The sequence below is a fragment of the Microbacterium oxydans genome, assembly GCF_900095745.1.
In the GTDB taxonomy this organism is placed as follows: domain Bacteria; phylum Actinomycetota; class Actinomycetes; order Actinomycetales; family Microbacteriaceae; genus Microbacterium; species Microbacterium oxydans_B.
Genome location: NZ_FMIR01000018.1, coordinates 180193 through 206708, shown reverse-complemented (window position 1 = coordinate 206708; position 26516 = coordinate 180193). Strand labels below are relative to the sequence as shown.

General features: G+C 69.9%; 27 protein-coding genes. 11 read left to right on the top strand and 16 right to left on the bottom strand.

Going from position 1 to position 26516, the window contains the following annotated elements; genetic code table 11:
• From BQ2383_RS13715 to BQ2383_RS13700, 4 genes are all read right to left on the bottom strand, one after another.
• A complete protein-coding gene (locus BQ2383_RS13715; protein ID WP_140403357.1) occupies positions 1 to 1467 on the bottom strand; it encodes a polysaccharide biosynthesis tyrosine autokinase in 1467 nt (488 codons plus the stop codon).
• 94 nt (positions 1468 to 1561) lie between these two features.
• Positions 1562 to 2353 (bottom strand): low molecular weight phosphatase family protein, encoded by a 792-nt coding sequence (locus tag BQ2383_RS13710; protein ID WP_244176018.1) that lies wholly within the window; start codon positions 2351 to 2353, stop codon positions 1562 to 1564.
• Positions 2350 to 2820 carry a VanZ family protein gene (locus BQ2383_RS13705; RefSeq protein ID WP_091035095.1) on the bottom strand — a complete coding sequence of 157 codons (471 nt, stop codon included), beginning with the start codon at positions 2818 to 2820 and terminating at the stop codon, positions 2350 to 2352. The genes BQ2383_RS13710 and BQ2383_RS13705 overlap by 4 nt, the downstream gene beginning before the upstream one ends.
• A gap of 35 nt (positions 2821 to 2855) precedes the next feature.
• Positions 2856 to 3800, bottom strand: coding sequence for a Ppx/GppA phosphatase family protein (locus BQ2383_RS13700; RefSeq protein WP_091035093.1), 945 nt, complete (start codon positions 3798 to 3800; stop codon positions 2856 to 2858).
• A gap of 147 nt (positions 3801 to 3947) precedes the next feature.
• Between BQ2383_RS13700 and BQ2383_RS13695 the strand changes: the two genes are divergently transcribed.
• From BQ2383_RS13695 to BQ2383_RS13640, 11 genes are all read left to right on the top strand, one after another.
• Complete coding sequence (locus BQ2383_RS13695; RefSeq protein ID WP_091035090.1) at positions 3948 to 5435, top strand: dicarboxylate/amino acid:cation symporter; 1488 nt, start codon at positions 3948 to 3950, stop codon at positions 5433 to 5435.
• A complete protein-coding gene (locus BQ2383_RS19460) occupies positions 5432 to 6304 on the top strand; it encodes a fibronectin type III domain-containing protein (protein WP_205820533.1) in 873 nt (290 codons plus the stop codon). Before BQ2383_RS13695 ends, BQ2383_RS19460 begins: the two co-directional genes overlap by 4 nt.
• 40 nt (positions 6305 to 6344) lie before the next feature.
• Positions 6345 to 8444 carry a fibronectin type III domain-containing protein gene (locus BQ2383_RS13680; protein ID WP_091035082.1) on the top strand — a complete coding sequence of 700 codons (2100 nt, stop codon included), beginning with the start codon at positions 6345 to 6347 and terminating at the stop codon, positions 8442 to 8444.
• A gap of 85 nt (positions 8445 to 8529) precedes the next feature.
• Positions 8530 to 9483, top strand: coding sequence for a type I pantothenate kinase (coaA, locus tag BQ2383_RS13675; RefSeq protein ID WP_091035079.1), 954 nt, complete (start codon positions 8530 to 8532; stop codon positions 9481 to 9483).
• Between the two features lie 63 nt (positions 9484 to 9546).
• Positions 9547 to 11394: a glutamine--fructose-6-phosphate transaminase (isomerizing) gene (gene glmS, locus BQ2383_RS13670; protein ID WP_091035077.1), complete on the top strand. Its 1848-nt coding sequence runs from the start codon at positions 9547 to 9549 to the stop codon at positions 11392 to 11394.
• A 93-nt stretch (positions 11395 to 11487) separates the two neighbouring features.
• A complete protein-coding gene (locus tag BQ2383_RS13665; protein WP_091035074.1) occupies positions 11488 to 11847 on the top strand; it encodes a holo-ACP synthase in 360 nt (119 codons plus the stop codon).
• Positions 11844 to 12950 carry an alanine racemase gene (alr, locus tag BQ2383_RS13660; protein ID WP_091035071.1) on the top strand — a complete coding sequence of 369 codons (1107 nt, stop codon included), beginning with the start codon at positions 11844 to 11846 and terminating at the stop codon, positions 12948 to 12950. The genes BQ2383_RS13665 and alr overlap by 4 nt, the downstream gene beginning before the upstream one ends.
• The gene (gene tsaE / locus BQ2383_RS13655; protein ID WP_244176017.1) at positions 12947 to 13444 is read left to right on the top strand and encodes a tRNA (adenosine(37)-N6)-threonylcarbamoyltransferase complex ATPase subunit type 1 TsaE; all 498 of its coding nucleotides are present in this window, start codon (positions 12947 to 12949) and stop codon (positions 13442 to 13444) included. The genes alr and tsaE overlap by 4 nt, the downstream gene beginning before the upstream one ends.
• A complete protein-coding gene (locus tag BQ2383_RS13650) occupies positions 13441 to 14244 on the top strand; it encodes a response regulator transcription factor (RefSeq protein WP_091035069.1) in 804 nt (267 codons plus the stop codon). The genes tsaE and BQ2383_RS13650 overlap by 4 nt, the downstream gene beginning before the upstream one ends.
• Before the next feature lie 206 nt (positions 14245 to 14450).
• On the top strand, positions 14451 to 16046 hold the full coding sequence (locus tag BQ2383_RS13645) for a sensor histidine kinase (protein ID WP_091035066.1): 1596 nt from the start codon (positions 14451 to 14453) through the stop codon (positions 16044 to 16046).
• Positions 16043 to 17182: a hypothetical protein gene (locus BQ2383_RS13640; protein WP_091035064.1), complete on the top strand. Its 1140-nt coding sequence runs from the start codon at positions 16043 to 16045 to the stop codon at positions 17180 to 17182. Before BQ2383_RS13645 ends, BQ2383_RS13640 begins: the two co-directional genes overlap by 4 nt.
• Positions 17183 to 17234: 52 nt before the next feature.
• Here the strand turns inward: BQ2383_RS13640 and csrA are convergent, their stop codons facing one another.
• From csrA to BQ2383_RS13580, 12 genes are read right to left on the bottom strand one after another with little or no spacing between them, the layout of a single operon-like run.
• Entirely contained in the window at positions 17235 to 17486 is a 252-nt protein-coding gene (gene csrA / locus BQ2383_RS13635; RefSeq protein WP_091035061.1) for a carbon storage regulator CsrA, read from the bottom strand.
• 4 nt (positions 17487 to 17490) lie between these two features.
• Positions 17491 to 19551, bottom strand: a complete 2061-nt coding sequence (locus BQ2383_RS13630) for a flagellar biosynthesis protein FlhA (RefSeq protein ID WP_091035059.1) — start codon at positions 19549 to 19551, stop codon at positions 17491 to 17493.
• Positions 19548 to 20639 carry an EscU/YscU/HrcU family type III secretion system export apparatus switch protein gene (locus BQ2383_RS13625; protein WP_091035056.1) on the bottom strand — a complete coding sequence of 364 codons (1092 nt, stop codon included), beginning with the start codon at positions 20637 to 20639 and terminating at the stop codon, positions 19548 to 19550. Before BQ2383_RS13625 ends, BQ2383_RS13630 begins: the two co-directional genes overlap by 4 nt.
• Positions 20636 to 21397, bottom strand: a complete 762-nt coding sequence (locus BQ2383_RS13620) for a flagellar biosynthetic protein FliR (RefSeq protein ID WP_091035054.1) — start codon at positions 21395 to 21397, stop codon at positions 20636 to 20638. The genes BQ2383_RS13625 and BQ2383_RS13620 overlap by 4 nt, the downstream gene beginning before the upstream one ends.
• 4 nt (positions 21398 to 21401) lie before the next feature.
• Positions 21402 to 21674, bottom strand: coding sequence for a flagellar biosynthesis protein FliQ (fliQ, locus tag BQ2383_RS13615; RefSeq protein ID WP_091035049.1), 273 nt, complete (start codon positions 21672 to 21674; stop codon positions 21402 to 21404).
• Positions 21671 to 22486, bottom strand: a complete 816-nt coding sequence (gene fliP / locus BQ2383_RS13610; RefSeq protein WP_091035046.1) for a flagellar type III secretion system pore protein FliP — start codon at positions 22484 to 22486, stop codon at positions 21671 to 21673. Before fliP ends, fliQ begins: the two co-directional genes overlap by 4 nt.
• Entirely contained in the window at positions 22483 to 22947 is a 465-nt protein-coding gene (locus tag BQ2383_RS13605; protein ID WP_244176016.1) for a FliO/MopB family protein, read from the bottom strand. The genes fliP and BQ2383_RS13605 overlap by 4 nt, the downstream gene beginning before the upstream one ends.
• Positions 22948 to 22979: 32 nt before the next feature.
• The gene (fliN, locus tag BQ2383_RS13600) at positions 22980 to 23639 is read right to left on the bottom strand and encodes a flagellar motor switch protein FliN (protein ID WP_091035044.1); all 660 of its coding nucleotides are present in this window, start codon (positions 23637 to 23639) and stop codon (positions 22980 to 22982) included.
• Positions 23636 to 24568: a flagellar motor switch protein FliM gene (locus tag BQ2383_RS13595; protein WP_091035041.1), complete on the bottom strand. Its 933-nt coding sequence runs from the start codon at positions 24566 to 24568 to the stop codon at positions 23636 to 23638. Before BQ2383_RS13595 ends, fliN begins: the two co-directional genes overlap by 4 nt.
• 46 nt (positions 24569 to 24614) lie before the next feature.
• Positions 24615 to 25424, bottom strand: a complete 810-nt coding sequence (locus tag BQ2383_RS13590) for an OmpA/MotB family protein (RefSeq protein WP_091035038.1) — start codon at positions 25422 to 25424, stop codon at positions 24615 to 24617.
• Positions 25421 to 26236, bottom strand: coding sequence for a motility protein A (locus BQ2383_RS13585; RefSeq protein WP_029261095.1), 816 nt, complete (start codon positions 26234 to 26236; stop codon positions 25421 to 25423). Before BQ2383_RS13585 ends, BQ2383_RS13590 begins: the two co-directional genes overlap by 4 nt.
• Positions 26236 to 26478, bottom strand: a complete 243-nt coding sequence (locus tag BQ2383_RS13580) for a flagellar FlbD family protein (protein WP_029261094.1) — start codon at positions 26476 to 26478, stop codon at positions 26236 to 26238. The genes BQ2383_RS13585 and BQ2383_RS13580 overlap by 1 nt, the downstream gene beginning before the upstream one ends.
• Positions 26479 to 26516 lie beyond the last annotated feature (38 nt).

Here is a 26516-nt window from a genome sequence, read left to right as displayed (position 1 = left end):
TCAGACCTGAGCGGTGCCGCGCCGGCGCACGCCCGGTGCTGCTGCCTCGGACTCCCCGCTCTCGCTGTCCGCGCCGTCCTTCGCATAGCGCTCGTAAGCGCCGTAGTACTCGCGGCCGTAGTACGCCGACTCGGCACCCTTGCGGGGCACACGGTTGAGCACCACGCCGAGCACGCGGCCGGTCGTGCGGGTGATGTTGTCGATCGCCCGCTGCAGCATGTCGAAGGTGGTCTTGCCGGACGAGACGACGATCAGCACGCCGTCTGCGTTCGCGGCCAGCACCGCGGCGTCGGTCACCGGCAGCACCGGCGGCGAGTCGAGGATGACGATCGCCGACTTGCTGATCTCCGCCAGGAAGTCGCGCATGCGCTGCGACCCGAGCAGCTCGCTGGGGTTCGGCGGGATGCGGCCGGCGCCGACGACGGCCAGCGGGATGTCGCGGGACGGGCGATGCGCCACATCCTGCAGCTCGGCGCGGCCCGCGAGCACATCGGTGAGGCCGACGTCGTGGGACATCCCGAAGATGTCGGCGATGACCGGGCGACGAAGGTCGCAGTCGATGAGGATGGCCCACTGTCCTGCTGCGGCGAGACTGGAGGCGAGGTTGACCGAGACGGTGGACTTGCCGTCTCCGGGCACCGAGCTCGTGACCACGATCACGCGCGGCGGGTTGTCGACGTCGATGAACTGCAGGTTCGTGCGCAGCTCGCGCATCGACTCGATGAGGTGATGCGACACCCCGTGCTGCGATTCCAGGGAGAAGTCGATCACCTGTCGCTCGTCGGCGATCGACTTCTCGAGCGGGAGGGTGCCGATCACGGAGACGCCCGTCTCGCGCTCGATGTCGCGGGGGTGACGCACGCGACGGTCGACGGTGTGTCGCACGAACGCGTAGACGAGACCGAGGGCGAGACCGGCGAGAGCGCCGATGATGACGTTCAGCCGCGTGTTCGGCGACGACGGGGTGCTGGGAAGGCGTGCGGAGTCACCGACGATGAGGGAGATCGCCGCCGGCGTCTCCGCCGTGCCGCCCTCGAGCTTCTCGATCTCGATCGCCATGCCGTCGAGCCAGGCCTGCGCGAGCGCCTGCGCCGACTCCGGCGTCGGGCCGGTGGCCGTGACCTTCAGCGCGGTGGTGTCGACGGGGTTCGTCACCGTGACCCGGTTGACCAGCACGTCGGGGGAGGCGTCGAGGTCGAGTTCGTCGATCGCGTGCTCGGCGACCGCCCGCCAGGAACCGAGATTGAGGTAAGACTTGACCCTGCTCTGAGCGAGCTGGTTGCCCACGAGCGCGGAACCGCTCGTGCCGTCGCCGCCCACGGCCGTCACGATGCCTGTCGTGTCGGCCGAGTACACCCGCGGCTGCAGGGAACTCCAGCCGAACGCCAGGGCCGCACCCACCAGCGTGGCCGCGACGATGACGATCCAATGCGCGCGCAGAATGCGCGCGTAGTCTCTCAGTTCCAACTCTTCATCCCCTCGCACATCCCGCGGGGAGGTCGGGATGCAGACATGAGAATGAGCATACGGCGAACACCCCTCCGCCGGAGGCGCACGCGGCTCACGTGAGGGCGGCGCGCACGATTCGTTCGACCTCGACCAGCGCGGGGGTCAACTCCGCCGCCGACCGGGCGTAGGTCTCACGCGACCGACGGTAGGGGTCGATCACATCGTCGTCATCCCCGGAAGAGGCGGTGATGCCGCGCTGATCGTTGACCGCACGCAGTACGGCGGCGAACCGATCGCGGGAGGACGAGCCGGCCGCATCGGCTGCAGCGCGGGCGTCGTCGGTGCTCAACGTCGAGGCGAGGCGCGCGAACTCGCGGACCGTGAAGGTGCGACGCAGTCGGTTGGGCATCATCTTGACCACGTGCGACCGATGCTCGCGTGCCATGGTGAGGACGAGATCGGCGTCTTCGAGAAGCGGCTCGACCAAGTAGCGGGCCAGGTGGGCGGATGCCGTCGCGGGATCGACGCCCGCCTGCGCGGCCAGCTCGAGCGCCGGCTCGGGCATGCCGTGACCCACCAGCGCATGTGTGCCCGCGCTGTGGACCCGCACGCCGAGCGGCTCGAGGTCGGCCCGCAGCATGACCTCGGCCAGCGGCGACCGGCAGATGTTGCCGGTGCACACGGTGAGGATCGTGAGCCGCGACGAGGGAGCGTCCGACTCCGGGGTGCCCAGGATGGCGTCGAGGAGTGCGGCATCCTCCGCGGGGGCGGGCGGAGTCGACGGGGCGGAAGCGGAGACGACGGGAGCGGACGGCGCTTCGGGGGCGGTGGCGGAGTTCTGCTTCTCGCGCCATTCCCGGCGGCTCATGCCGGCCGGCGGTCCATCGTCGTGCTGCGGGTTCACGCCACCAGCCTAGGGCTCCGTGCGGGACGCGACGGCAGCATCAGGATGAGCAGCACCGCGATCACCCCGCCCACGAGCGTTCCGAGACTGTTGGCGATCACATCGGAGATCGTGGGAAAACGCGAGGGCATGAGCCCCTGGACCGATTCGATCAGCCCGCTCATCAGGGCGCCGATCAGCACCACGTGCCACAGCCGCAGGCGCGACCAGGCGAACGGCAGCAGGAAACCCACCGGGACGAAGAGGGCGACGTTCGCCAGGAACTCGAACACCACGGCGCTCTGGTAGTAGGGAGCGATGCCGGCGTCGGACACCCATCGAGCCATCACGCCGACCAGGCCGGTGACCTTCGCCGAGACGTTCGCCGGCAGCCACACCGTGAAGCCGATGAAGAGCAGGTAGCCGACGAGCGCGACCCGTGCCGTCGCAGCCCCGGCGCGGACGGGGGCAGCGGTGGCGGAGGGCATCCCGTCAGGGTATCCGCGGCACCCCGGTGCGACTCTCAGCTTCGGGCGTCGCTCCAGCTCAGCTGCTCGATGTAGCGCAGGAGCACGCCCTCGCGCAGCGCCCACGGCGACACCTCGAGCTCCTCCACCTTCAGAGCCGTCATCGCGGCGTGCAGCGACACCGCCGCAGCCACGATCTGGAACGTGCGATCCGGGGTGATGCCGGGGAGCTCCTGTCGGGCCGACGCGGGCAGCCGCGCCAGCCGCGGGATCCACGAGCCGAGCGAGGCCCGGGGGAGCAGCATCCGTTCGGTCCCCGACCATCCGGGCGCCGGATAACCGACCAGACGTGCCAGCGAGCGGATGGCCTTCGACGAGCCGACGACGTGGTCGGGTCGGGGGAGCGCGGCGAACTGCGGCAGGACCGTGGCGAGCGTCTCGGCGGCGTGCGTGCGCAGCTTCTCGACATCGGCCTCGCCGGGCGGGTCGTTCGGCAGGAACTGCACGGTCATGCGTCCGGCGCCGAGGGGGACGGATGCCGCGGCATCGGGCATCTCCTCCGCGCCCGCGGCGATCTCCAGCGACCCTCCGCCGATGTCGAGGAGCAGCAGCTGTCCCGCCGACCACCCGAACCAGCGCCGCACGGCGAGGAACGTCAGCTCGGCCTCGGTCTCGCCGTCGAGCACCTGCAGCGGCTGCCCGAGAGCCGCCTCGATGCGCGCGATCACGTCGGCTCCGTTGCGCGCATCGCGCACCGCACTCGTGGCCGTCGCGAGCAGCGCATCCACCCGTTCGGTCTCGGCGACTCGGCGGGCCTGGGCGACCGCGGCCTCGAGCGCGACCACGCCCTCTTCCGAGATCGCGCCGTCGGGCGTGAGGTAGCGCATGAGGCGCAGCACCGTCCTGTCGCTCGTCGTCGCGAGCGGACGTCCACCGGGGCGGACGTCGGCCGCCAGCATGTGGACGGTGTTGGATCCGATGTCGAGGACTCCCAGGCGCACGGGAAGAGACTACTCGCGCCCGGAGCCGCCATCGCGCTCGTATCGTACGGCCGACCTCGGAAACAGGGCGCCGACACGGTTCGTCACACATGGCAACAGATCGACCCGCCCGAAAGGCGACTCACAGCAGATCGATAATCTCGCGCCATGCCCGATAGCGCCGTCCTCCTGCCCATCGCAGCGCTCACCGTCACCCTCGTCGCGTTCGTCGGCATCGCGTTGCTCCGTCGCCGCGGCGCGGGATTCACCTCGCTCGTCCTGATCGCCCTGGGCGTCGGCATCGGGATCGGCATCGGGTTCCGTGACGGCCTCGAGTACGTCGCCGTGCTGGGCGACCTCTACGTGCAGGTGATCACGGCGATCGTGGCTCCGCTGATCTTCATCTCGATCCTGTCCAGCGTCACTTCGCTGGGATCGGCCGTGAAGCTGCGCACGATCGGGTTGTCGAGCGCCTTCTGGCTGCTCCTCACCAACGCGATCGCCATCGTCCTCACCCTCGCCATCGCGCTGAGCGTCGGCCTCGGGCAGGGAGTGCAGCTCGATCTGCAGGAGGGCAGCGGCGACACGCTCACCGGGCTGATCAAGCCGCTCGACGAGGTGCTGCTCGGACTCTTCCCCTCGAACATCGCCGGCGACTTCGTCGGCAACAACATCACCGGCATCATCCTGTTCGCCCTGCTCTTCGCCGTCGCCTACCTGGTCGCCAACCGGAGCGACGACCCGAACCTGCGCTCGTTCAAGAGCGTGATCGACGGCACCAAGAAGGTCATCATGACCGCGGTGGGCTTCATCATCGAGCTCACTCCGTATGCGGTCCTCGCCCTCGTCGCCACGACGACGGCCACCGCCGTCACGCGCATCGAGACCGTGCTGGCGCTGGCGCTCGTTCTGGTGCTGGCACTCGGGATCGCGTTCATCGACGCCTACGTCGTGAACGGCGTGCTGCTGCGAGTCTTCGCCGACGTGAACCCGATCCGGTGGTTCCGCCTCCTCACCCCCGCCCAGTACACGGCGTTCACGACCCAGTCGAGTGTGGGGACGCTCCCGCTGACCATCCCCACCCTCACCCGCAAGGTCGGCGTGCCCGAGGACGTGGCCGCGTTCACCGCTCCGATCGGCACGACCATCGGGATGCCCGGGTGCGCGGGCATCTGGCCGATCATCGTCGCGGTCTTCTCGATCAACGTCCTCGGCATCGAGTACTCGGTGTGGGACTACGTCGCCCTCGCACTCCTCTGCCTGCTGGTCTCGATCGGCACCGCCGGGGTCCCGGGCACCGCCATCATCACCGCCACCGCGGTGCTCAGCGCCTCCGGTCTTCCCATCGAGGTGCTGGTCGTCCTCATCCCGATCAGCGCGGTCGCCGGGACCGCATCGACGATGGCCAACGTCACCGCGGCGGCCACGGCGGCGACCATCGTCGCACGCCGCCTGGGCGTGCTCGACGACGCCGTCTTCCGCGGCGAACGGCCGCCCGTCGAGGCTCCGGCAGAGCCCGCATCGCGGCGGGAGCGTCGACGTGCGCAGACCGGCCCGACACCCGTCGTCTCCGACCTCGGCATCCCCGCCGACCTCCCCCTCGGGCAGTGCGAGCTGCCCGCCGCCCGTCCGATCCACGAGAGAGTCTCCCGATGAAATCCGTCCGCCGTTCCCGCGTACTGTCCGCCCTCGCGGTCTCCGCCGCCTTCCTGCTCGCCCCGATCGCGATCCCGACCGCTGCGCACGCCGCGGGCGACGTCTGCGATCTGTGCTCGATCAACTTCGACCTGGGAGCCTGCGAGGGCCTCGGCGGCTACCCCTACGACTCCACGGTGGAGGCACCCCCGGCGGCGGTCTCCGGCGGCGGCGGCGCGCCCAAGCCCGCGCCGGCTCCCGCTCCGGCGCCCAAGCCGGCCCCGGCCCCCGCTCCGGCGCCCAAGCCCGCGCAGCCACCCGCGACGGGCAACGACAAGCCGGCGGCCGGTACGTCGAACTCCACGACCACGAACACGAGCACGAGCACGACCCCGGAGAAGGCGGCGGTCGCGGCCACGGTTCCGACGGCTCCGACCGGCCTTTCCCACGAGATCGACGGCACGACGCTCTCGCTCGCCTGGACGGCTCCGGCCGACGGCGGCTCCGCGCTCACCGGCTACAAGCTGGTCCTGAACGAGGGCACGCCGATCGCCCTTCCGGCAGATGCCACCGAGTACGAGATCGAACTCGGTGAGGGCACGTACGACCTCACGCTGATCGCGACGAACGCCGTGGGCGACTCTCCGGCGTCCGAGTCGATCGCGGGCGTGGAGATCGCCGGCGAGGAGACGGAGACGGCGAAGACCGCTGCGACCGTCACCGCCGAAGCGCCCGTGGAAGCTGGGATCCCCCTGGCGGCGCCGCTGACGCTCGGCGGCATCGTCGTCGTCGCCGGCGGGCTGCTCACCTGGTGGTGGTTGCGTCGTCGCTCCAGCGCGACAGCGACCGTCCCGGCCGCGGCATCCGATGACGGCACCCCCATCCTCTGACCCGATCACGCACACGCACCGAGAACAGGAAACCTTCATCATGTCCAGAACAGCACGAGGCAGACGTCTCGCCGCGGGGTCCGTCATCGCGGCGCTCGTCGCGGGCGGAGCCGCGGGTCTCACGGCCCTCCCGGCAGCAGCCGCCCCGGTCCCCACCCCGACGTTCGACTACTTCGCCGACACCATCCCGGGCCTCCGCGCCGGCTCGGTTTTCGAGTCCGTGACGTTCGAGCGGTTCGAGAGCCTCCTCAACAGCGACGGCACCTACGCGTTCCTCCTCGGCGGTCCGAGCGATCCGACCACCGTCGCCACCGCGGCGCAGATCGACCAGGTCGCTCAGCAGTACGGCGTCGACGCGATCTACACGTTCGATCCACTGCTGGACGGTGCCTCCGTCGACATCCGGACGTTCGTCACGGGAGTCGCCGGCGAGGCCGCGGGCGCGCTCTACACGCGCCTCGTCGACGGGTACCTGAACAAGGACACGACCCCCGAGTTCGGCGCAGGCACCGACCCCTACCTCTTCGTCTACGACGGCGACCGCCGCGTGGAGGGCGTCGAGGACCGCATCGTCTCGTCGCTCGGCGGCAGTGAGGACACCACCTCGGCGGCGACGGACGGGTACCGCCAGAAGGTGGCATCGGTGTTCGAGGCCGTCGCGGTGAACGGCCAGGCGACGCTGGACACCCAGTCGCAGTACGAGTTCTTCTCGACCGCGGTCAACTCCCGCCACCGTGCGGCGTACAGCACCAACCTCACCGCGTATGGCGAGACCATCTTCACGGACGCCGACGCCGATGACTTCGTGCTGCAGTCGATCACGTACCCCGAGCTCGTCGACCTGCTCGAGTCGGACGGGGAGCACACGATCCTGTTCGGCGGCACCTGGTGCCACAACACCCGCGCCGTGATCCGCGACGTGAACCACAAGGCCGCGGAGTCCGGCGTGCAGACCGTGTACGTGTTCGACCTGCGCCTCGACGGCTGGAGCGGGGCGAACGCGCACATCCGCGACTCCAACTCGTCGATCGCGCACCTCTACGGCGACCTGGTGCAGAAGCACCTCCCGAACCTGCAGACCCAGTACGTCCTGAACGGCAGTGCCGGCCAGCGGGTCGAGTACCACCCGGGCGGTGACACCGCGGCGGACAAGGTGGCAGCCCGCAAGCTGCAGGTTCCGTACCTCTTCGACTACGACGGTTCCGCCACGGCCGCCCCCATCACGAAGAACTGGATCCAGGACAACGGGGAGGCGGGCTTCCGCGAGTACATGACCGAATGGTGGTGGATCTCCGACCTGCAGGGTCCCGCGAAGCGGCCGAACCAGACGGACGAGCAGTACGCGGCGGGCCGCGCGACCAGTCTCGCGTTCGCCGACGAGGCGCTCGCGAAGCTCGATCAGTTCTTCGGACTCGGGGTCGAGCCCGTGGTGACCGCTCCCGCGGCGCCGTCGGCTCCGACGGTGACCGCCGTGGGCGATGCCGTCACGGTCAGCTGGGCCGCCCCGGCATCCGACGGCGGATCGCCGCTCACCGGATACTCCGTCACGCTCGGTGCCACCACCGTCGACATCGCGGTGGGCGTCACCAGCCACACCTTCACCGGGGTCCCGGTGGGCACCCACTCGGCGTCGGTGACGGCGCGGAACGAGATCGGGAGCTCGCCCGCTTCCGCCACCGCCTCCGTCACCGTGGGCGGCGCCCAGCCCGGCGGCGGTGAGCCGGGCGGCGGCGAGGGGGAGCTTCCCGCAACGGGTGACGCCTCGGTCACCGTGACGGGCGATCTGCGTCCCGGCGGCGAGATCAGGGTCGAGGGTGAAGGGGTCGACCCCGACTCCGACGCCGTGCGCATCGAGCTGCACTCCACGCCCACGGTGCTCGGCAGCACGACCGCCGCGGCCGACGGCACGTTCGCGCTGAACGCCACGATCCCGGCATCCGTCCCGGCCGGTGGCCACGCGGTCGTCGTGTTCGTCGACGGCGTCGAGGTGGCTCGCACCTCCGTGACGCTGGGCGCATCGGGGCTGGCCAACACGGGAGCTGATGCCGGGCTGCTGATCGCCGGCGGCGTGACCGCCCTGGTCCTGCTCGGCGCCGGCGGTCTGCTGGTGGCTCGCCGTCGAGCGGCGTCGGCATCCTGACGCACGCACGTCGCATCCGGACGCCCCTTCCCTCCCGCGGGGGAAGGGGCGTCCGGCGCATCCCGCGTGCGAGCACGCGGATACGATGTACTCCGTGACCACCGTCGACCCCACGCTGCCGCTGTCGCCCTATCGGGAGATCGGCCGCGCGGAATGGGCCCGGCTCGCCGCCGGACTCGAGCAGCCCCTCACCGAGACCGAGGTCGTGGAGCTGCGCGGCATCGGCGACCGGCTCTCCCTCACCGAGGTGCGCGAGGTCTACCTGCCGCTGAGTCGCCTGCTCAGCCTCTACGCGACCGCCACCAAGCGTCTGGGGGCGGCCACGTCGTCGTTCCTCCAGGAGGACGACACCACCACCCCGTTCGTCGTCGGCGTCGCCGGATCGGTCGCGGTCGGCAAGTCCACCATCGCGCGCCTGCTGCGCGAGCTCATGAGCCGTTGGCCCGGCACTCCGCGCGTCGAGCTGGTGACCACCGACGGCTTCCTCTATCCGAACGCCGAACTCGAGCGCCGCGGGATCATGGACCGCAAGGGCTTCCCGGAGTCGTACGACCGCCGCGCGCTGATCGAGTTCCTCACGAACGTGAAGAGCGGCGCGACCGAGGTGCGCGCTCCCTTCTATTCGCACATGCGGTACGACATCGTGCCGGACGCCAACGTCGTCGTGCGTCGTCCCGACGTGGTCATCGTCGAGGGACTCAATGTCCTGCAGCCGCCGCCCGCGCCGAACGACGTCGCCGTGAGCGACCTCTTCGACTTCTCGATCTTCGTCGACGCCGACACGTCGCACATCGAGAAGTGGTACGTCGACCGCTTCCTCGCCCTCCGCCAGGCCGCGTTCGCCAACCCGTCGTCCTACTTCAACGTGTTCGCGCACCTCACGGACGAGGAGGCGATCACCACTGCGCTCGGATATTGGAATGAGATCAACATGCCCAACCTCGTCGAGAACGTGATGCCGACGCGGCACCGTGCGCGACTGGTCCTGCGCAAGGGCGCGGATCACGACGTGGAGACCGTGCTGCTGCGCAAACTCTGAGCGCCGTTCGGGGCGAGAGAATGTACGGACGACTCGCAAAAAACCCGCCTTACTCTTGATCGCATGTGTGGAATCGTCGGATACGTGGGCCCGCGCCCCAGCCAGGACATCCTTCTCGCCGGTCTTGCCCGCCTCGAGTACCGCGGCTATGACTCCGCGGGCGTCGCCGTGATCGACGGCGAAGGCTCGCTCGGCATGCGCAAGAAGGCGGGCAAGCTCGCCATGCTGCGCGACTCGCTCGCCGACGCGCCGCTGCCCGACGGGTCGACCGGCATCGGTCATACCCGCTGGGCGACGCACGGCGGACCGACCGACGTCAACGCGCACCCGCACCTGGCCGACGACGACAAGCTCGCGGTGATCCACAACGGCATCATCGAGAACTTCTCGGCCCTGCGCGAGGAACTGCTCGCCGATGGCGTGGTGTTCCGCAGCGAGACCGACACCGAGGTCGCAGCCGCCCTGCTCGGGCGGGAGTACGCCGGCAACGGTGGCGACCTGCAGCTGGCCTTCCGCAGCATCGTGAACCGCCTCGAGGGCGCGTTCACCCTGCTGGCCATGCACCAGGACCACCCCGGTCTCGTGGTCGGCGCTCGCCGCAACTCGCCCCTGGTGATCGGACTCGGCGAGGGCGAGAACTTCCTCGGCTCCGACGTCGCCGCCTTCATCGAATACACCCGCAAGGCGCTGTCGATCGGACAGGACCAGATCGTCTCGATCACGCCGGAGGCCGTCACGGTCACCGACTTCGCCGGCACGCCCGTCGAGGCCGAGCCGTTCGACGTGTCGTGGGACGCCGCCGCCGCCGAGAAGGGCGGATGGTCGAGCTTCATGGCCAAAGAGGTCTCCGAGCAGCCCGAGGCCGTCGCGAACACGATCCGCGGTCGCATCCAGGACGGCCAGGTCGTCATCCCCGAGCTCGACGGACTCGACGAGCTGTTCATCGGCATCAACCGCATCATCATCACCGCCTGCGGCACCGCGTCCTATGCGGCCCTCGTCGGCAAGTACGCGATCGAGCAGTGGGCGCGCGTCGCGGTCGACGTCGAGCTCGCGCACGAGTTCCGCTACCGCGACCCGGTGATCGGCGCCGACACCCTCGTCGTCTCGATCAGCCAGTCCGGCGAGACCATGGACACGCTGATGGCCGTGAAGTACGCCCGCGAGCGCGGCGCACGCACGCTGTCGGTCTGCAACACGCAGGGCGCCACGATCCCGCGCGAATCGGATGCCGTCGTCTACACCCACGCCGGACCCGAGGTCGCCGTCGCGTCGACCAAGGCGTTCTCGGCACAGATCACCGCACTGCTGCTGCTCGGCCTGCACATGGGCCGCGTGCGCGGAGCGATCGCCGACGCGTCGACCGACGTCGCCGAGCTCGCAGCTCTCCCGGAGAAGATCGCGAAGGTCCTCGAAAGCGAGCAGGAGCACGTCACCCAGCTGGCCGGCTGGATGGCCGACACCCGCTCGGTTCTGTTCCTCGGCCGCCACGTGGGCTACCCGATCGCGCTCGAGGGCGCGCTCAAGCTCAAGGAGATCTCGTACATCCACGCCGAGGGCTTCGCCGCCGGCGAGCTCAAGCACGGGCCGATCGCGCTCATCGAGCCGGGACAGCCGGTGTTCGTGCTGGTGCCGTCGCCGCGTCACTCCGCGCTCGTGCACTCGAAGGTCGTCTCGAACATCCAGGAGATCCGCGCCCGCGGCGCCCGGGTGATCGTGATCGCCGAAGAGGGCGACGCGGCCGTGCTGCCGTTCGCCGACGAGGTCATCCACATCCCGCTGGCCGGTGCGATGTTCGAGCCGCTGCTCGCCGTCGTCCCGCTGCAGATCTTCGCGATGGCGCTCGCCACCGCCAAGGGACTCGACGTCGACCAGCCCCGCAACCTCGCGAAGTCGGTCACGGTCGAGTAAGCCCGTCTTCGAATCGCGCGAATGGCCTTGTTTCCACGGAAGCGAGGCCATTCGCACGATTCCGCCGGGATGCAGGATCGGTAGGCTGAACGGGTGATCATCGGCACCGGCATCGACCTCGTGGACATCCCGCGATTCGAGCGGACGATGGCCCGCACGCCGCGCCTCAGGGAGCGGCTCTTCGCCCCCTCCGAGCGCACGCTGCGCCTTCCCTCGCTCGCGGCTCGATACGCCGCCAAAGAGGCGCTCATCAAAGCGCTGGGCGGTTCCGACGGCGTGCACTGGACCGAGATCGAGATCGCCTCCGAACCGTCGGGGCGTCCGCACTTCGTGCTCACCGGCTCGACCGCCGCGGTCGTCGAGGAGCGGGGAATCCGCACACTGCATCTGACCCTCACCCACGACGCCGGTCTCGCCGCGGCGTTCGTCGTCGCCGAAGGAGCCCCGCTGTGACCGTCCCCTTCCGCGAGGCGACCATCGATCTCGACGCCATCGCCGACAACGTGCGGCACTTCCGCCGACTCACGGGCGTCGAGGTCATCGCCGTCATCAAGGCCAACGCCTACGGGCACGGCGCCGCGGCCACCGCGGTCGCGGCGCTCTCCGCCGGAGCCACGCGCCTCGGCGTCGCCGAGATCCCCGAGGCGCTCGAACTGCGCAGGCAGGGCGTGCACGCGCCCCTCATGGCGTGGCTGCACGCACCGGGGGAGAGGTTCGAGCACGCGGCCGCGCAGGACATCGAGATCGGCATCTCCGCGTTCGACCAGCTCGAGGCGGCTGCCGCCGCGGCCACGGTCGACCGCCCGGTGGGCGTGCACCTGAAGTTCGAGACCGGGCTCTCGCGCAACGGCATCGCCCCGGCGGACTGGGGGCGCGTGCTCGCCGAGGCCGCGCGCCTCGAGCGCATCGGACGGCTGCGCATCGTCGGGCTGTTCAGCCACCTCTCGAACACGTCGGCGGACGACGACAGGGCGGCGCTGGCGAAGTTCGAGGAGGGGGTCGCCGCGGCCGCATCGTTCGGCATCCATCCCGAGATCCGCCACATCGCCGCCACCGCCGCGGCCATCGACCTGCCCGAGATGCGACTCGACGCCGTGCGCATCGGCGTCGGCCTGTTCGGCCTGTCTCCCTTCGACGACCGCAGTTCCGCCGAACTCGGACTGCGACCCGCGATGACCCTCCGCGGTGCGATCGCCGCCGTGCGCAGAGTGCCGGCGGGTACGGGTGTCTCGTACGGCTACGACCATCGCACCGACCGCGACACGACACTGGTCCTCGTCCCGCTCGGATACGCCGACGGAGTGCCGCGCAACGCGTCGGGGAGGCTCCCCGTCTCGATCGGCGGACGCCGCTTCGTGAACGTCGGACGGATCGCGATGGATCAGTTCGTCGTCGACGTCGGCGACACCCCGGTCTCGATCGGCGACGAGGTCGTGCTCTTCGGCGACCCCACCCTCGGCGTTCCCTCGGCCGCCGACTGGGCCGCTGCCGCCGACACCATCAACTACGAGATCGTCACGCGCATCGGTCCCCGCGTCCCCCGGCGGGCCTCGTGAGCGTCGACCCGGCCTTCCTCGGCCGACGGGAGATCGCGACGACCGAGGAGATGGAACAGCTGGGTCTCCGCATCGGTGAGCAGCTGGAGGCGGGCGACCTGCTCATCCTCACCGGCCCTCTCGGCGCCGGGAAGACCACGTTCACCCGCGGCCTCGCGGAGGGGCTCGGCGTGCGCGGACCCGTGCAGAGTCCGACCTTCGTGATCGCACGCACCCATCCGTCCCTCACCGGCCGCGCTCCGCTCGTGCACGTCGACGCCTACCGCCTCGGCTCCGCTGCGGAGCTCGACGACCTCGACCTGGACCTGGAGCATTCGGTGGTCGTGATCGAGTGGGGCCGCGGCATGGCCGAAGAGCTCGCCGATTCGTGGTGGGACATCGAGCTGGAACGGCCGGTCGGCGCCTCGGACCTCGACCCCGCAGAGCTCGACCCCTCGGAACTCGACGCCGACGCTCCGCGCATCGTCACGATCGTGCGCGAGGCCATCACGTGACGGCGGCCGCACGATCCGTGCTCGTCGCCGTCATCATCGAAGACGACCCCGGTGTGCGCTCGCTCCTCGACGAGGTGTTCCTCGCCGCCGGATTCGAGACCCACCTCGCCGGGTCCGGGCCGGAAGGCATCGCCGCGATCGAGCAGCACCAGCCGGTGATCACGACCCTCGACATCAACCTCCCCGGCATCGACGGGTTCGAGGTCGCTCGACGCATCCGTCGGGTGAGTGACACGTTCATCATCATGCTGTCGGCGCTCTCCGACGAGTCGGACGTGGTCCTCGGACTCACGTCCGGCGCGGACGAGTACCTCGTGAAGCCGTTCCGGCCGCGCGAACTGCGCGCGCGCATCCAGGCGCTCCTCCGGCGCCCCCGGGTCGCCGACACGCGCCCGGAGCCGACGCCGACCCCGACCGTCGTTCACGAGCCGTCGGCGGAAGGCGCCACCGTGCTGACCTGGCGCGGCCTGGTGCACCGCGACCTCAGCGTCGACCTCGACACGCGGCTCGTGCTGATCGGGCAGAGGCGGATCGACCTCACCCCCACCGAGTTCGACCTGCTCGCCGACATCCTCGGTGCGAAGCAGCGGGTGCGCAGCAAGGCGGATCTCGCCCGCGGGCTGCGCGGTGCACCCGACGGCTCGAACGACTACGTGAGCGAGCCCGACAAGCGTGCGATAGAGACGCACATCGCGAACCTGCGTCGCAAACTCGGCGACAGCTCTGCGCGACCGCGCTACATCGAAACAGTGCGCGGTGTGGGCTATCGCCTCGCTCCCGCCGATGACACGGCGACCTGACTGGGGCGGGGCCGCGGCTCCCCAGCCGCGGCCCCGGTGCCTGCGAATCCCCATTCGCGTGGCCCCAGCGTCTGCGTTGTTCCCCAGTCGCAGTGTCGGCCCCCACTCAGAATGCTAGGGCTGCGGGGACGCCTGAAGAGCTGGCACCCGCGATCTTTGAGTAATCTTGCGGTAAAGCTGAGGTTCTTGGGGGAGGGCGAGCGTCGATGATCCGTACTGTGTCGATCTGGCGCTGGCAATTGGTCTTCACCGGCAGCATGGTGGCGATCGTCGTGATGGTCGCCGCCTTCAAGCCGCAGACTCTCGGCATACCCTTCTTCCTCGCGGGGATCACGCTGATCGTCGTCACGACCATCGCCACGCTGCTCGTCCCGTGGCACCGCCTCCCCCCGAACGCGGTGACCGTCGTGCCGTTCCTCGACGCGCTCGCGGTGGGGCTGACCACCAACGCTCCCGATCTTCGGCTCGGGTTCCTCTGGGTGTTCCCCGTGGTGTGGCTGGCGTCGTACTTCACGATGCCGTGGGTGGTGGGAGGTATCGCCTTCATCGGCCTCTGTCTGGTGGTGTTCTCCGATCGCACCGGCACGCCGGCAGACGTTCTGCTGCGCGTGCTCACCGCGATCATCACGCTGGGCTTCCTCGGGGTGACGGTCCGCATCGGGGCGCAGCGGGCACGGGCCTCCCGGCGGCTCCTCCAGCGTCGCTCCGAGCAGATCAACCGCGCCGCGGAGCGTGCCGAGACCAATCAGCATCGGGTGACGCAGATCATCGATGCGCTCGGGGTGGCCCTCGTCGTGGTGACGGCGGAGGGACGCATCCTGCAGATGAACGACGCCTACCGGGTGCTGTACGGGCGAGACCGCTTCGGAGCCGCACTGCCCACGGCTGCCGTGGAGTACGACGGACGGCGCGGTGCGACCGTGCCGCCGGAGCGCACGACCCTCGCCAGGGCGGCCGCGGGCGAGAATCTTCAGGACGAGCGCGTCTGGCTCTTCGACGGCACCGGCAAGTGGCGCGCGCTGGAGGTGACGACGCAGACGGTGGCCAGTGCGAACGCGCGCGACCAGATCACGCTCGTCGTCATCGACGACGTCACGATGCTCCTCGAGGCGGCAGAGGAGCGACGTGCACTCACCGCGATCGTCTCCCACGAGCTGCGCAATCCCCTCACCGCGATCGTCGGCCACGTCGACCTGCTGCGCGAGCGCGAGGATCTGCCGGGCCGGGTCCCCGCGCAGCTCGAGGTCATCGCGAATGCGGGAGAACGGATGCAGGAGCTCGTGACGACCATGCTGGACCAGACCGTGCCACCGACCGAGGACCCGTTCGAGCCCGTGGACCTTCGTCAGATCTTCGACGCCGCCGCCGCATCCGCGGCGCCGCTGATCGCCGTGAATCGCCAGATGCTGGAAATCGTCGGCGTGGACACCCTCGTCATCCACGGGGATGCCTTCCGGCTTCGTCAGGTGCTCGACAATCTGCTCAGCAACGCTGTCAAATACACGCCCTCGGGTGGGCGCATCACGGCCCGGCTGCGCGCGATGGGCGCGCAGGCCGAGCTCGTCCTCTCCGACACCGGCATGGGCATCGCCCCGGATGAGTTGCCCCGGCTGTTCGAACCGTACTTCCGATCCGATGCCGCCATCCGCGGCGGCATCGCCGGCACCGGGCTCGGCATGGGGATCGCCCGCGAGATCGTGGTCGCCCATGAGGGCAGCATCGAGGTCACGAGCGAGGTGGGGCAGGGCACCACCGTCACACTCCGTTTTCCCCGCCGTCGTAAGAAAGAGGTGCAGGCATGACGCCTCTCGTGCCCGTGAACGTCGACATCACCACGAGCATGGTGGCGGTCGTCACCGTCCTGACGGTGCTGGTGCTCGGCCTCGCCACACTCGCCCGCCCTTCGCGTGCGACGGTGATCTGGGGAGCCGCGTTCGGGCTCGGCATGCTCGGCGCGTATCTCTGGCTCGCGGGGCACCAGAACGACTTCCAGCCGCTTCGAAGCGCGGCGTCGGCGCTGCTGCTCTGCTTCGAACCGCTGATCTGGATCGGCCTGCGGATGCATCTCGGACGACCCGCTCCCCGGTGGATCGTGCTGGTGTTCGTGGTCGTCGCTCCCGTGCTGCTCGTCGCGACCTCGGACTCGCCCTGGTATCTACCCGCTTTCAACCTCGTCTTCGTCGGAAGCGGCGTCTTCGCCGGGCTCGTCGCCTACGAGCTGCTGCGCCGGCAGCCGGTCTCGCGCGACATCGTTCTCCCGCTCGCGCTGGCGTCCTGCGGCTTCGTGATCGTGGCGGTCGCCAGCACGGTCAGTGCGCTCACGATCGGCACGGCGAGCTCCGCGGAGCAGCTGGACGCCCTGCGCGGCATGAACGCCGTCGGCACCATCGTGGTGTCGACCTGCGCGGCCTTCACGCTCGTGCTGCTCGTGCGGGCGGGGGAGTCCCGACCCGCCGAGACGGATGGGGTCGCGCAGCGCGCCCGTCGGCGGCTCCGGAAGGCGGAGGCGCAGAACGACCACGGCTGGTCGATTCTCGAGGTGCGTCTGGACGACCCCGCCGACCTCCGCGAGGCGATGTCGGGCTCGGAGTTCGCACGCATCGTCGATCGCTTCCACGACGACATCCAGGAGGCGCTCCCGCCGCTGGCCGATGCCGAGCGGATTGCCGACGACCGTGCCGTCGTGGTGATCCGTGCGAGCGATGAAGCGGTCAGGTTCCACGTCCGGGCGGTGCTGAGCCGGATCTCCGACATCGACCACGACCGGGCCGTCGGTGGCGTCCGCGCCTCCGCCAGTATCGGGTGGGCCACGGCCGACACCTGCGGCTACGACTACGACGTGCTGGTGGCCGCTGCAGGACGGGCGGCGGCACGGGCACGCGACGCCGGCGGCGATCAATGGAAGCGAGCGGCCGAGGCCGACGTGACGGTCGCCTGAGGGGTTCAGGTCGTCGACGGCGGCCGACGATCCGTATGCGGGTCAGTGCGGGTCAGTGCGGGCGGGACTCGCGGCCCCTGGCCAGGGCGGCGACGATCGCGTCCTCGGCATCGGCACCGGTCTCGGCGACGGCCGACACGTTCTCGGCGACCACGGCTTCGATGATCTCGGTGCGCTGGATGCGCGTCTCGCGGGGCGCCTTCACGCCGATGCGCACACTGTCGCCCTTGATCTCGAGCAGCGTGATCTCGATGTCGCCGTCGATGCGCACGCTCTCACCGATCCGCCTCGTCAAAACCAGCATTCGATCAGCCTACTGCCGCGGAGACGGCACCGACCGACGGAGCCGGGGCGTCACGGACCACACCGACCGTCTCGATGGTGAGCGCGGCGGCCGTCGCCTCGGTGTACGAGAGCACGGGAAGGCCGTCGGTCTGCGCCGACACGAGTCGTCGCACGGCGGGGCGCAGCGAGGGGGCGCACACCAGCACCGGCTCGCCGCCCTCGCGTACTGAGGAGACGGCCTGCTTCACCGACTCCACGACCGACTCCATGCGCTGCGGGTCGAAGACGATCTGTGTGCCCTCGTCGCCGGGACGCAGGTTCTCGAGCATGGCCTGCTCGAGGAGCGGGTTGATCATCACCACGCGCAGGATGCCCGCGTCGGCGAAGCGCGCGGCGATCGCGGGGCCGAGTGCGGCGCGCGCGGCCTCGATCAGGCCCTCGGGGTCGGTCGATGTCCTGGCCCGCAGCGCGAGCGCCTCGTAGATGCGGCTGAGGTCGTTGATCGGCACCCGCTCGGCGAGGAGCCCCTGGAGCACACGCTGGACCTCGGCGAGCGACAGCAGTGCGGGCGTGAGCTCCTCGACCGCGGCGGGGGAGGCCTGCTTGAGGGCGTCGGTGAGCTGCCGGACATCTTCCCGGCTCAGCAGACGCGCGGCGTGGGCGTGGATCACGCTGGAGAGGTGCGTGATGATGACGCTGGCCCGGTCGATCACAGTGGCCCCGGCGAACTCGGCGCTGTGCCGCATCTCCAGGGGGATCCACTTACCCTCCAGCCCGAACACCGGGTCGAGGGTCGCCGTACCCGGGAGGGACTCCAGGCCCTGCCCGAGGGCCAGTACGGAGCCCACCGGCGCCGTACCCCTCCCGGTCTCGACACCGGCGATGCGGATGACGTACGTCGACTGCGCGAGCTCGATGCTGTCGCGGGTGCGCACCGGCGGGGTGATCAGGCCGAGGTCGAGGGCGATCCGGCGGCGGAGCGCCTTCACCCGGGCCAGGAGGTCGTCCGGACCACCCGTGACCAGATCGACGATGTCGGGGGAGAGCAGGATCTCGAGCGGATGCACGCGCATCTTCTCGATCAGCTCCTCCGGCTGGTCGGTCGGGGCGGCCGTCGGCGTCTGGGCGGCGATCGCCTCCTCCCGCTGCTGATTCGCCTTGATGCGCTGCGCGACGAGCAGCAGGAGGGCGCCGATCGCGACGAACGGCAGCATCGGCATGTGCGGGATCAGCGACATGATGATCGCGGCGCATCCGGCGATGATGAGCGCGTTGCGGGACTGACCGAGCTGTGCCGACGCCGCCGTCCCCATCTCGGCCTCCGCCGTGGAGCGGGTGACGATCATGCCGGTCGAGACCGCCATCAGCAGTGCCGGGATCTGCGTGACGAGCCCATCGCCGATCGTGAGGAGGCTGTAGGTGCTCACGGCCTCGTCGACCGACATGCCGTGCTGCACGAGGCCGATCGCGATGCCGCCGACGATGTTGATGATGATGATGACGAGTCCGGCGATCGCATCGCCCTTCACGAACTTCGATGCACCGTCCATCGCCCCGTAGAAGTCGGCTTCCGCCGCGACCTCCGCACGGCGCTCGCGGGCCTCGGCATCCGTGATGAGACCGGCGTTGAGGTCGGCGTCGATCGCCATCTGCTTGCCGGGCATGGCGTCGAGGGTGAACCGGGCGCCGACCTCGGCGACGCGCTCCGCACCCTTGGTGACGACCACGAACTGGATGACGACGAGGATGAGGAACACCACGGCGCCGATGATGAGGGAGCCGCCGACGGCGATCGCGCCGAACGCCTCGATCACCTGACCCGCATACGCCTCGCCGAGCACCAGACGTGTCGAGGCGACGTTCAACCCGAGCCGGAACAGCGTCGCCACCAGCAGCAGCGAGGGGAACACCGAGAAGTCCAGCGGCTTCTTGACGAACATCGACGTGAGCAGGATCACGAGCGCGAACATGATGTTCAGGATGATGAGGATGTCGAGCAGGAACGGCGGAACCGGGACGACGAGCAGCATGATGATGCCGACGACCCCGATGGGCACCATGAGCTTGACGAACAGCTGTCTCATGCGGTCCTCCGGTAGGGAAGGGTGTGGATGCCGCGGGCGGCGCCGCGCCGACGCAGGGCGTCGACGAACACGAGCACGCGCGCGACGGCGTTGTACAGGTCTTCGGGGATCTCCTGGCCGAGTTCGCACGCGGCATGCAGGGCTCGGGCGAGCGTGATCTCGCGCACGAGCGGCACCCCGGCGCGCACGGCCTCGTCGCGGATGCGCTCCGCGATCACACCGCTGCCCTTCGCGACGACCTTGGGGGCCGCGCGACCGGGCTCGTACCGCAGTGCGATCGCGATGTGCGTCGGGTTGACGACGACGACATCCGACCCGGCGACCGCAGCGATCATGCGGTTGCGGCTGGCGGCGAGCTGCCGGGAGCGCCGCTGCTGACGGATCAGCGGATCGCCTTCGGAGTTCTTGCTCTCGTCGCGGATCTCGCGCTTGGTCATGCGGGTGTGCTTGCGGTTGCGGCGCATCACGACGAACATGTCGATCGCGGCGAGGACCAGTCCGACGGCGATCGCGGTCTGCAGCAGGGCGGCCGTGCCCTCGGAAGCCGTGCCGAGCAGGCGTGAGATGGAGTGGGCGCCGCTGGCGGTGAGCACCGGCATCAGACCGGCGATGACCACCCAGAGCGCGATGCCGATTGCGGCGGTCTTCAGCAGGGCCTTGGCGCCCTCCCACAGTGCTTGCAGGCCGAACACGCGACGGATGCCGCTGACGACGTTGAACTGCTCGAAGCGCCCGGTGAGCGGTTTCAGATGCACGCCGCCCTGGACCACGGCGCCGATGAGCGTGACGATCGCGACGGCGGCGAGCATCACGGCGATGGTCGGGAGCACGGAGGCGAGGCCGCGCTCGAGCGCACCGAGTGCCGCCTCCGGCGTGGGGCTGAACACCAGCGAGGTGACGGTGAGGAGCTGCTCGGTCCCGGCGCCTGCGCCGAGGGCGATCGCCGCAGGCATGGCGATCGCCGCGGCCCCGATGCCGAGCCACGCCGTGAGGTCCTGGCTGCGCGAGAGGCGCCCCTTCTTGCGGGCCTCATTGAGGTGCTTGTCGGTGGCCTTCTCGCTGCGTTCGCCGGTGTCGGTGCCGCTCACTCGTGCACCCCCTGCATCATCTTCAGCGCCTGCCCGGAGAGGGCGTCGACGATGCCGGGGAGCACGGCGTACACGGCACCGGCCAGCAGCAGGGTGAGCAGGATCTTCACCGGGAAGCCCATCGCGAAGGCGTTGAGCGCCGGCGCCACCCGGGTGATCAGTCCGAGCCCGACGTCGGCGAGGAACAGCACCAGCACCAGGGGACCTGCGATCTGCACGGCGGCGAGGACCATCTGCGACACCCCGTCGATGAGGAGTTCGGCGGGCCCGGCCACCTCGAAGATGCCGTCGACCGGCACCGCCTCGAAGCTCCGGGCGAGACCGGCGAGGATCAGCTGATACCCGCCCGAGGCGAACAGCAGTGTCAGCGCGGTGATGTGGAAGAGCCGGGTGAACTGGGCGCCGTTCACGAGCGAGTGCGGGTCGAACGCCTGGGCGAGCTGGAACCCGCCGAACACGTCGATCAGGCTGCCGGCGGCTTGGAGCGCGGCGAAGCACAGGAAGACGAGGAAGCCGAGCAGCGCTCCCGTGAGCACCTGCAGCACGAGGGCTCCGAGGAACGGCCCGGTGTCGAGATTCTCGTAGCCGGGAGCGACGGCCGTGCCCACGGCGAGGGAGAGGCCGATGGCGAGCATCGCCTTGACCCGCACGGGGATGGCTCCGTAGGAGAACGGCGGGGCGATCATGATGAACGCGGTGATGCGCACGGCGGCGAGCATGGTCGCCTCGAGCCACGCGAAGTCGATGGGGATGAACACGCTGTCACCCGCTCAGCAGGGTGGGGATGCGGGCGAACATCTCGTTCGTGAAGGCGATCATCTCGGCGATCATCCAGTTGCCGGCGATGAGCAGCGCGATGCCGACGGCGACGATCTTCGGCACGAAAGACAGCGTCACCTCCTGCACCTGGGTGATGGACTGCAGCAGCGAGATCGCGAAGCCCACCACGAGGGCCGTGACGAGGATGGGGGCCGCCAGCTTCGCCGCGATGATCAGGCCCTGGGTGCCGATGTCGATGACCGCTTCGGGGCTCATCCGACGCCCCCGTAACTCTCCAGCAGGGCACGGATGATGAGTCCCCAGCCGTCGACGAGGATGAACAGCAGGATCTTGAAGGGGAGCGAGATCATGACCGGCGGCAGCATCATCATGCCCATCGACATCAGCGCGGCGGCGACGACCAGATCGATCACGAGGAACGGCACGAAGATGACGAAGCCGATGATGAAGGCGGCGCGCAGCTCCGAGATCATGAACGCCGGGATGAGCGTGTACATCGGCACGCTCGAGGGATCCTCGGGGTTCGGCTGACCCGCCATCCGCGTCATCAGGGCCAGATCCTCTTCGCGCGTGAAGCGCAGCATCCACTCCTGCAGCGGCAGCTGGCCGACGTCGATCGCCTGCGTGAACGTGAGCGTGCCATCGATGTACGGCTGCACGGCGACCGTGTTGATCTCGGTCAGCACCGGCCACATGATGAACAGCGACAGGAAGAGGGAGAGTCCGGCCAGCACCTGGTTCGGGGGGATCGTGGGCAGCGACAGCGCGTTCCTCGTCATCGCCAGCACGACGAAGATCTTCGTGAACGACGACATCATCAGCAGGAGCGCCGGGGCGACCGAGAGCAGCGTGATGCCCAGCAGGGTCAGGATCGAACCCGAGGGGCCGCCGTCGACGCCGTTGATGTCGATCGTGACGCCCTCGCCCGGATCGTCGGGGGTGACCTCGGCATGGGCCGCGGTGCCGGTGAGCAGCGTGAGAACGGCGACCAGTGCGAAGACCGCGACGAAGATCAGTGCGACCCGTCGGAGCGCGCGGCCGTCGACGACCCCACGGGACGCGCTCATCGCGTGCGCCGGATGGCCTCGGCGGTCTGCCGCCAGGTTTCGGGGGAGAGGATGGAGCCGCGCAGCGGATCGTTGCGGTGACGGACCCGGCGCTGCGGGGCACGGTCGGCCGGCGATGCCGCGGTGGTCTCGGTCAGTGCGGTCGCGGCGAGGATGCGGTCGAACTCCTCGGCATCGGATGCCGCCTCTGACGTCGCCGCCGACCACACCGGGTGGGTGTCTGCATCAGGCTGCGCCGCGGCCTTGACCGGCAGCTTGTCGACGACGCTCACTCCGTGCTCGGTGACGCCGAGGACGTAACGGGCGTCTTCGGTCTGGACCACGACCACCTGCGCCTTCGGACCCACACCCTGCCGCCCGAGCACCGTGATGACCTCGCCGTCGCGCCGACGCGCCTGCGTGCGCGCGACGCGGCGCTGCAGGAACCACAGCACCCCGAGCACGGCGGCGAGCGAGAGCACGACCCGCAGGCCGAGCAGGAGGTCGTCCAGGGTCAGGCCTCGACGTTCTCGAGGATGCGGGTGATCCGCACCGCGTAGTCCTGGTCGACCACCACCACCTCGCCGTGCGCGATGATGCGGCCGTTGAGCTTGATGTCGGCCGGGGCGCCGGCGGAACGGTCGAGCTCGACGATGCGGCCGGGTTCGAGGTCGAGCACATCGCGCACCGACATGCGGGTGCGGCCGATCTCGACCGTGAGCTCCATCTCGACGCCGGCGATGCGGTGCAGACGCCGGGTCGAGCTCGATGCCGCTGCCGGGGTGCGCGTGACGACGACGGCGAGGCGGCCGATCGTGCGATCCGCGTCGTCCTGCAGGTCGAAGAGCTGCGCGGTGGGGTTCGAGAAGAGCGGAGAGGCATCGCCGATCACGGCATCGCCGAGCGCACCGGCTCCGAGCGCACTCGTCGAGGCTTCCAGTGCGTCGCGCAGCCGGTCGGCGAGGGGCGCTCCGGAGAGTCCGTCGACCAGGGTCTCGGCGTCGAAGAGCTGCACGGCGAGCTGCGCGCTGGCCTCGCCGACGAACTGCACGATCACGGCATCGCCGGTGTCTCCGGAGACCTGCGAGGCGCGGGCCGTGACGGGAGCGGCGGTCGGCAACGACGCGGCGAAGGCGGCGGCGACGGCCGACTCGTAGGTGGTGGTGCTGGTCACGCGGGCTCCTCGGCGAAGACGGGATCGGGGACGGTGGTGGCGACGACGCACGCGAGACGGGCGCCGGCGCTGCCCACGGCGGCGGTGGCGACCGTCTGATCGCCCACGGCGAGCAGCATCGGACGGTCGGCGGAATGCGGGAAGGAGACGATGTCGCCGACGGCGAGGTCGAGCACCTCGCGGGGGAGCACGGCGCGCGGGGCCAGCCGCAGGGAGAGCTCGATGGGGGAGACCTCGACCTGGCGTCGGACCAGGCCGGGCGCTGCGGCGCGGTCGGCATCCGAGGTGCGCACGGTGAAGCCGGCGAGCACCGACGCCGGCAGCATGACGCTCACCGGCACCGCCCGACCCGCGAGGCGCATCGAGAAGCGGGCGACGATGACCGGTTCGCCCGATGCGGCGACCTGGGCGAACTGCGAGCTGTACTGGATGCCGCTCACGGTGACACCGGCCGGCAGCAGCCCGTCCAGCGAGCCGGTCAGGTGGTCGAGCGCGTCGACGATGAGGGAGCGGATCAGCGCCTGCTCGATCGGGGTGAACGTGCGGTCCTCCGACGTCGCGGACGCTCGTCCTCCCACCATCTGCACGATCCACGTCGTGGCGGCGGAGGTCGGCAGCTGCACGATGAGTCGCTCGTCGGAGTCGGGCAGCGCGCACACGATCAGGGTCGTCGTGGTCGGCAGTGAGGCGGCGTACTCGCCGTAGGTCAGCATCCCGACATGCTCGACGGCGATGGTGGCACGCACGTGGATCTTGGCCGAGAGCTGCGCCGACCACTGCCGGGAGAACGTCTCGAAGGCCAGCTCGAGGGCGCGGGTGTGCTCGCGCGAGAGGGTCGCCGAACGGCCGAAGTCGTACACCTCGACTTCGGCGGTCTTCGTCGCCGTCGCTGTGCGCACGTCGGAGCGCACGCTGTCCTCGATCACCACGAACCCGACTATCGGGTGGTGATCGACGTGCGTTAGGCGGGAACGGTCAGGAGGACGGCTGCGCGGCCTGTGCTTCGGGGATGAGTGCTCGCACCTCCTCCTTCGCATCGGAGAGGACGACGATGTCGACGCGCCGGTTCTGTGCCAGCGCCGCGGGCGAGGAACCGGCCGCGACAGGTCGGGTGTCGCCGAACCCGACCGACTTCAGGTGCGCCGGCGGGAGCCCGGACGCCTCGACGAGGTGCCGCAGCACCTGGGTGGATCGACCGGCCGAGAGCTCCCAGTTCGTGGGGAACGGGGCGACCGATCCGCGGACGTCGGCGTGGCCTTCGACCGAGATCTCGTTCGGGGCGGTCACGAGGACGGAGCCGAGCGCATCGAGCACCAGCATGGCCTTCGAGCTGAGGGTGGTGCTGTTCGTGGTGAAGAACGTCTCGGCACTGACGAGTCCGATCGTGAGGCCGCGCTCGTCGATCGTGAAGGTGACGTCGGCCTCGAGGCCGTTGTCGGCGAGCACCGTGCGCAGCCGCTCGCGGAGCGCGGAGAGCTCGTCGAACTCAGTCTGGGCCGCGGCCAGCTCGATGTCGGCGAAGTCCTCGCCCTTCTCGTCGACCAGCTCCGGCGGCACCACGACGCCCGTGACGGCATCCACGTCTTCCGAGGGCTCCTGGCCGAAGCCGGTCGCGAGTGACGCGCTGAGAGCCTCGAACTTCTCCTGGTCGACGGTCGACATCGCGAACAGCACGATGAACATGCACATCAGCACGGTCACCATGTCCATGTAGGACGCCATCCACCGCTCGTCCGGACCGCTGTGCTCCTCCTGTGGCACGCGGCGACGGGCGCGCACGCTCACGACGCGGGCTCCGTCTCCGTCTCCTCCGCGGCGCGAGTGCGGGTGCGACGGCCCGAGCGGGCGGAGGGGCGCTCGGACACGAGGGCGCGCAGGCGCTCTCCGACGAACTGCGGCGGGGCGCCGGCCTGGATCGCGAGCATACCCTCCATGAGCACGGTCATGCGTTCGAGCTCGAGCTCGCCGAGACGCTGGAGGCGTCCGCCGATGGGCAGCCAGATGAAGTTGGCCGACAGGAGACCCCACAGCGTCGCCACGAAGGCCGTCGCGATCATGGGACCGAGGGTGTCCGGCTTGTCGAGCTTCTCCAGCACATGCGTGAGGGAGACGACCGTGCCGATGATGCCGACGGTCGGGGCGAAGCCGCCGAGGGTCATGTAGAAGCGTGAGGCGGTGCGGTTACGGGCAGCGGTCGAGGTGAGCTCATCCTCCAGCAGGGTTCGCAGGTCTTCGGCGTCCGTGCCGTCGGCGATGCTCTGCAGTGCCTGGCGCAGGAACGGGTCCTTCTCGTCCTCCAGCCCCTGCTCGAGGGCGAGGAGCCCTTCGGCGCGCGCCTTCTCGGCGTAGCCGACCACCGTGTCGATCATGCTCGACGCGGTGCGGCGCTCGCCGCGGAAGGCGCGGGGGAGCGACTTGACCGCATGCAGCGCATCGCGCACGGTGCCGCTCGCGATGCCGACGGCGATCGTGGCTCCGAAGACCAGCACCATCGGGGCGGGGATCAGCAGCGAGCCGATGGTCGCGCCTTCGAGGTTGATCATGGCGATCAGGGCGCCGAACGCGAGGACCAGCCCGAGGATGAGGGACGGATCCATCAGAGACCCGCCTCGGGAGTGGGGGAGTCGCCCTCGTTCGCGGCGATGAGGGCGGCGGCGGTAGCGAGCACGCCGGCCCGGAACCGGGTGATCTGCGCGATCACGTCGTCCATCGTCTCGGTGACGACGAACGTCGCACCGTCGACCATGATGAGCGTCGTGTCCGGCGTTGCCTGGACACGTTCGATCAGGTCGGGATTCACCGCGAACCGGGAACGGTTCAGGCGCGTGAGGACGATCATGGGCTCCATCCTGGAAAGATCTGTCCGCGTTCCGGGGA

Excerpts from the sequence above, each read along its gene's own strand:
- csrA (WP_091035061.1), bottom strand. The coding sequence starts at position 17,486 with ATGCTGGTTTTGACGAGGCGGATCGGTGAGAGCGTGCGCATCGACGGC.
- glmS (WP_091035077.1), top strand. The coding sequence starts at position 9,547 with ATGTGTGGAATCGTCGGATACGTGGGCCCGCGCCCCAGCCAGGACATC.
- BQ2383_RS19460 (WP_205820533.1), top strand. The coding sequence starts at position 5,432 with ATGAAATCCGTCCGCCGTTCCCGCGTACTGTCCGCCCTCGCGGTCTCC.
- BQ2383_RS13580 (WP_029261094.1), bottom strand. The coding sequence starts at position 26,478 with ATGATCGTCCTCACGCGCCTGAACCGTTCCCGGTTCGCGGTGAATCCC.
- BQ2383_RS13680 (WP_091035082.1), top strand. The coding sequence starts at position 6,345 with ATGTCCAGAACAGCACGAGGCAGACGTCTCGCCGCGGGGTCCGTCATC.
- fliP (WP_091035046.1), bottom strand. The coding sequence starts at position 22,486 with ATGAGCGCGTCCCGTGGGGTCGTCGACGGCCGCGCGCTCCGACGGGTC.
- BQ2383_RS13645 (WP_091035066.1), top strand. The coding sequence starts at position 14,451 with ATGATCCGTACTGTGTCGATCTGGCGCTGGCAATTGGTCTTCACCGGC.
- coaA (WP_091035079.1), top strand. The coding sequence starts at position 8,530 with ATGTACTCCGTGACCACCGTCGACCCCACGCTGCCGCTGTCGCCCTAT.
- BQ2383_RS13585 (WP_029261095.1), bottom strand. The coding sequence starts at position 26,236 with ATGGATCCGTCCCTCATCCTCGGGCTGGTCCTCGCGTTCGGCGCCCTG.
- BQ2383_RS13705 (WP_091035095.1), bottom strand. The coding sequence starts at position 2,820 with ATGCCCTCCGCCACCGCTGCCCCCGTCCGCGCCGGGGCTGCGACGGCA.
- fliQ (WP_091035049.1), bottom strand. The coding sequence starts at position 21,674 with ATGAGCCCCGAAGCGGTCATCGACATCGGCACCCAGGGCCTGATCATC.
- BQ2383_RS13695 (WP_091035090.1), top strand. The coding sequence starts at position 3,948 with ATGCCCGATAGCGCCGTCCTCCTGCCCATCGCAGCGCTCACCGTCACC.
- BQ2383_RS13640 (WP_091035064.1), top strand. The coding sequence starts at position 16,043 with ATGACGCCTCTCGTGCCCGTGAACGTCGACATCACCACGAGCATGGTG.
- BQ2383_RS13630 (WP_091035059.1), bottom strand. The coding sequence starts at position 19,551 with ATGAGACAGCTGTTCGTCAAGCTCATGGTGCCCATCGGGGTCGTCGGC.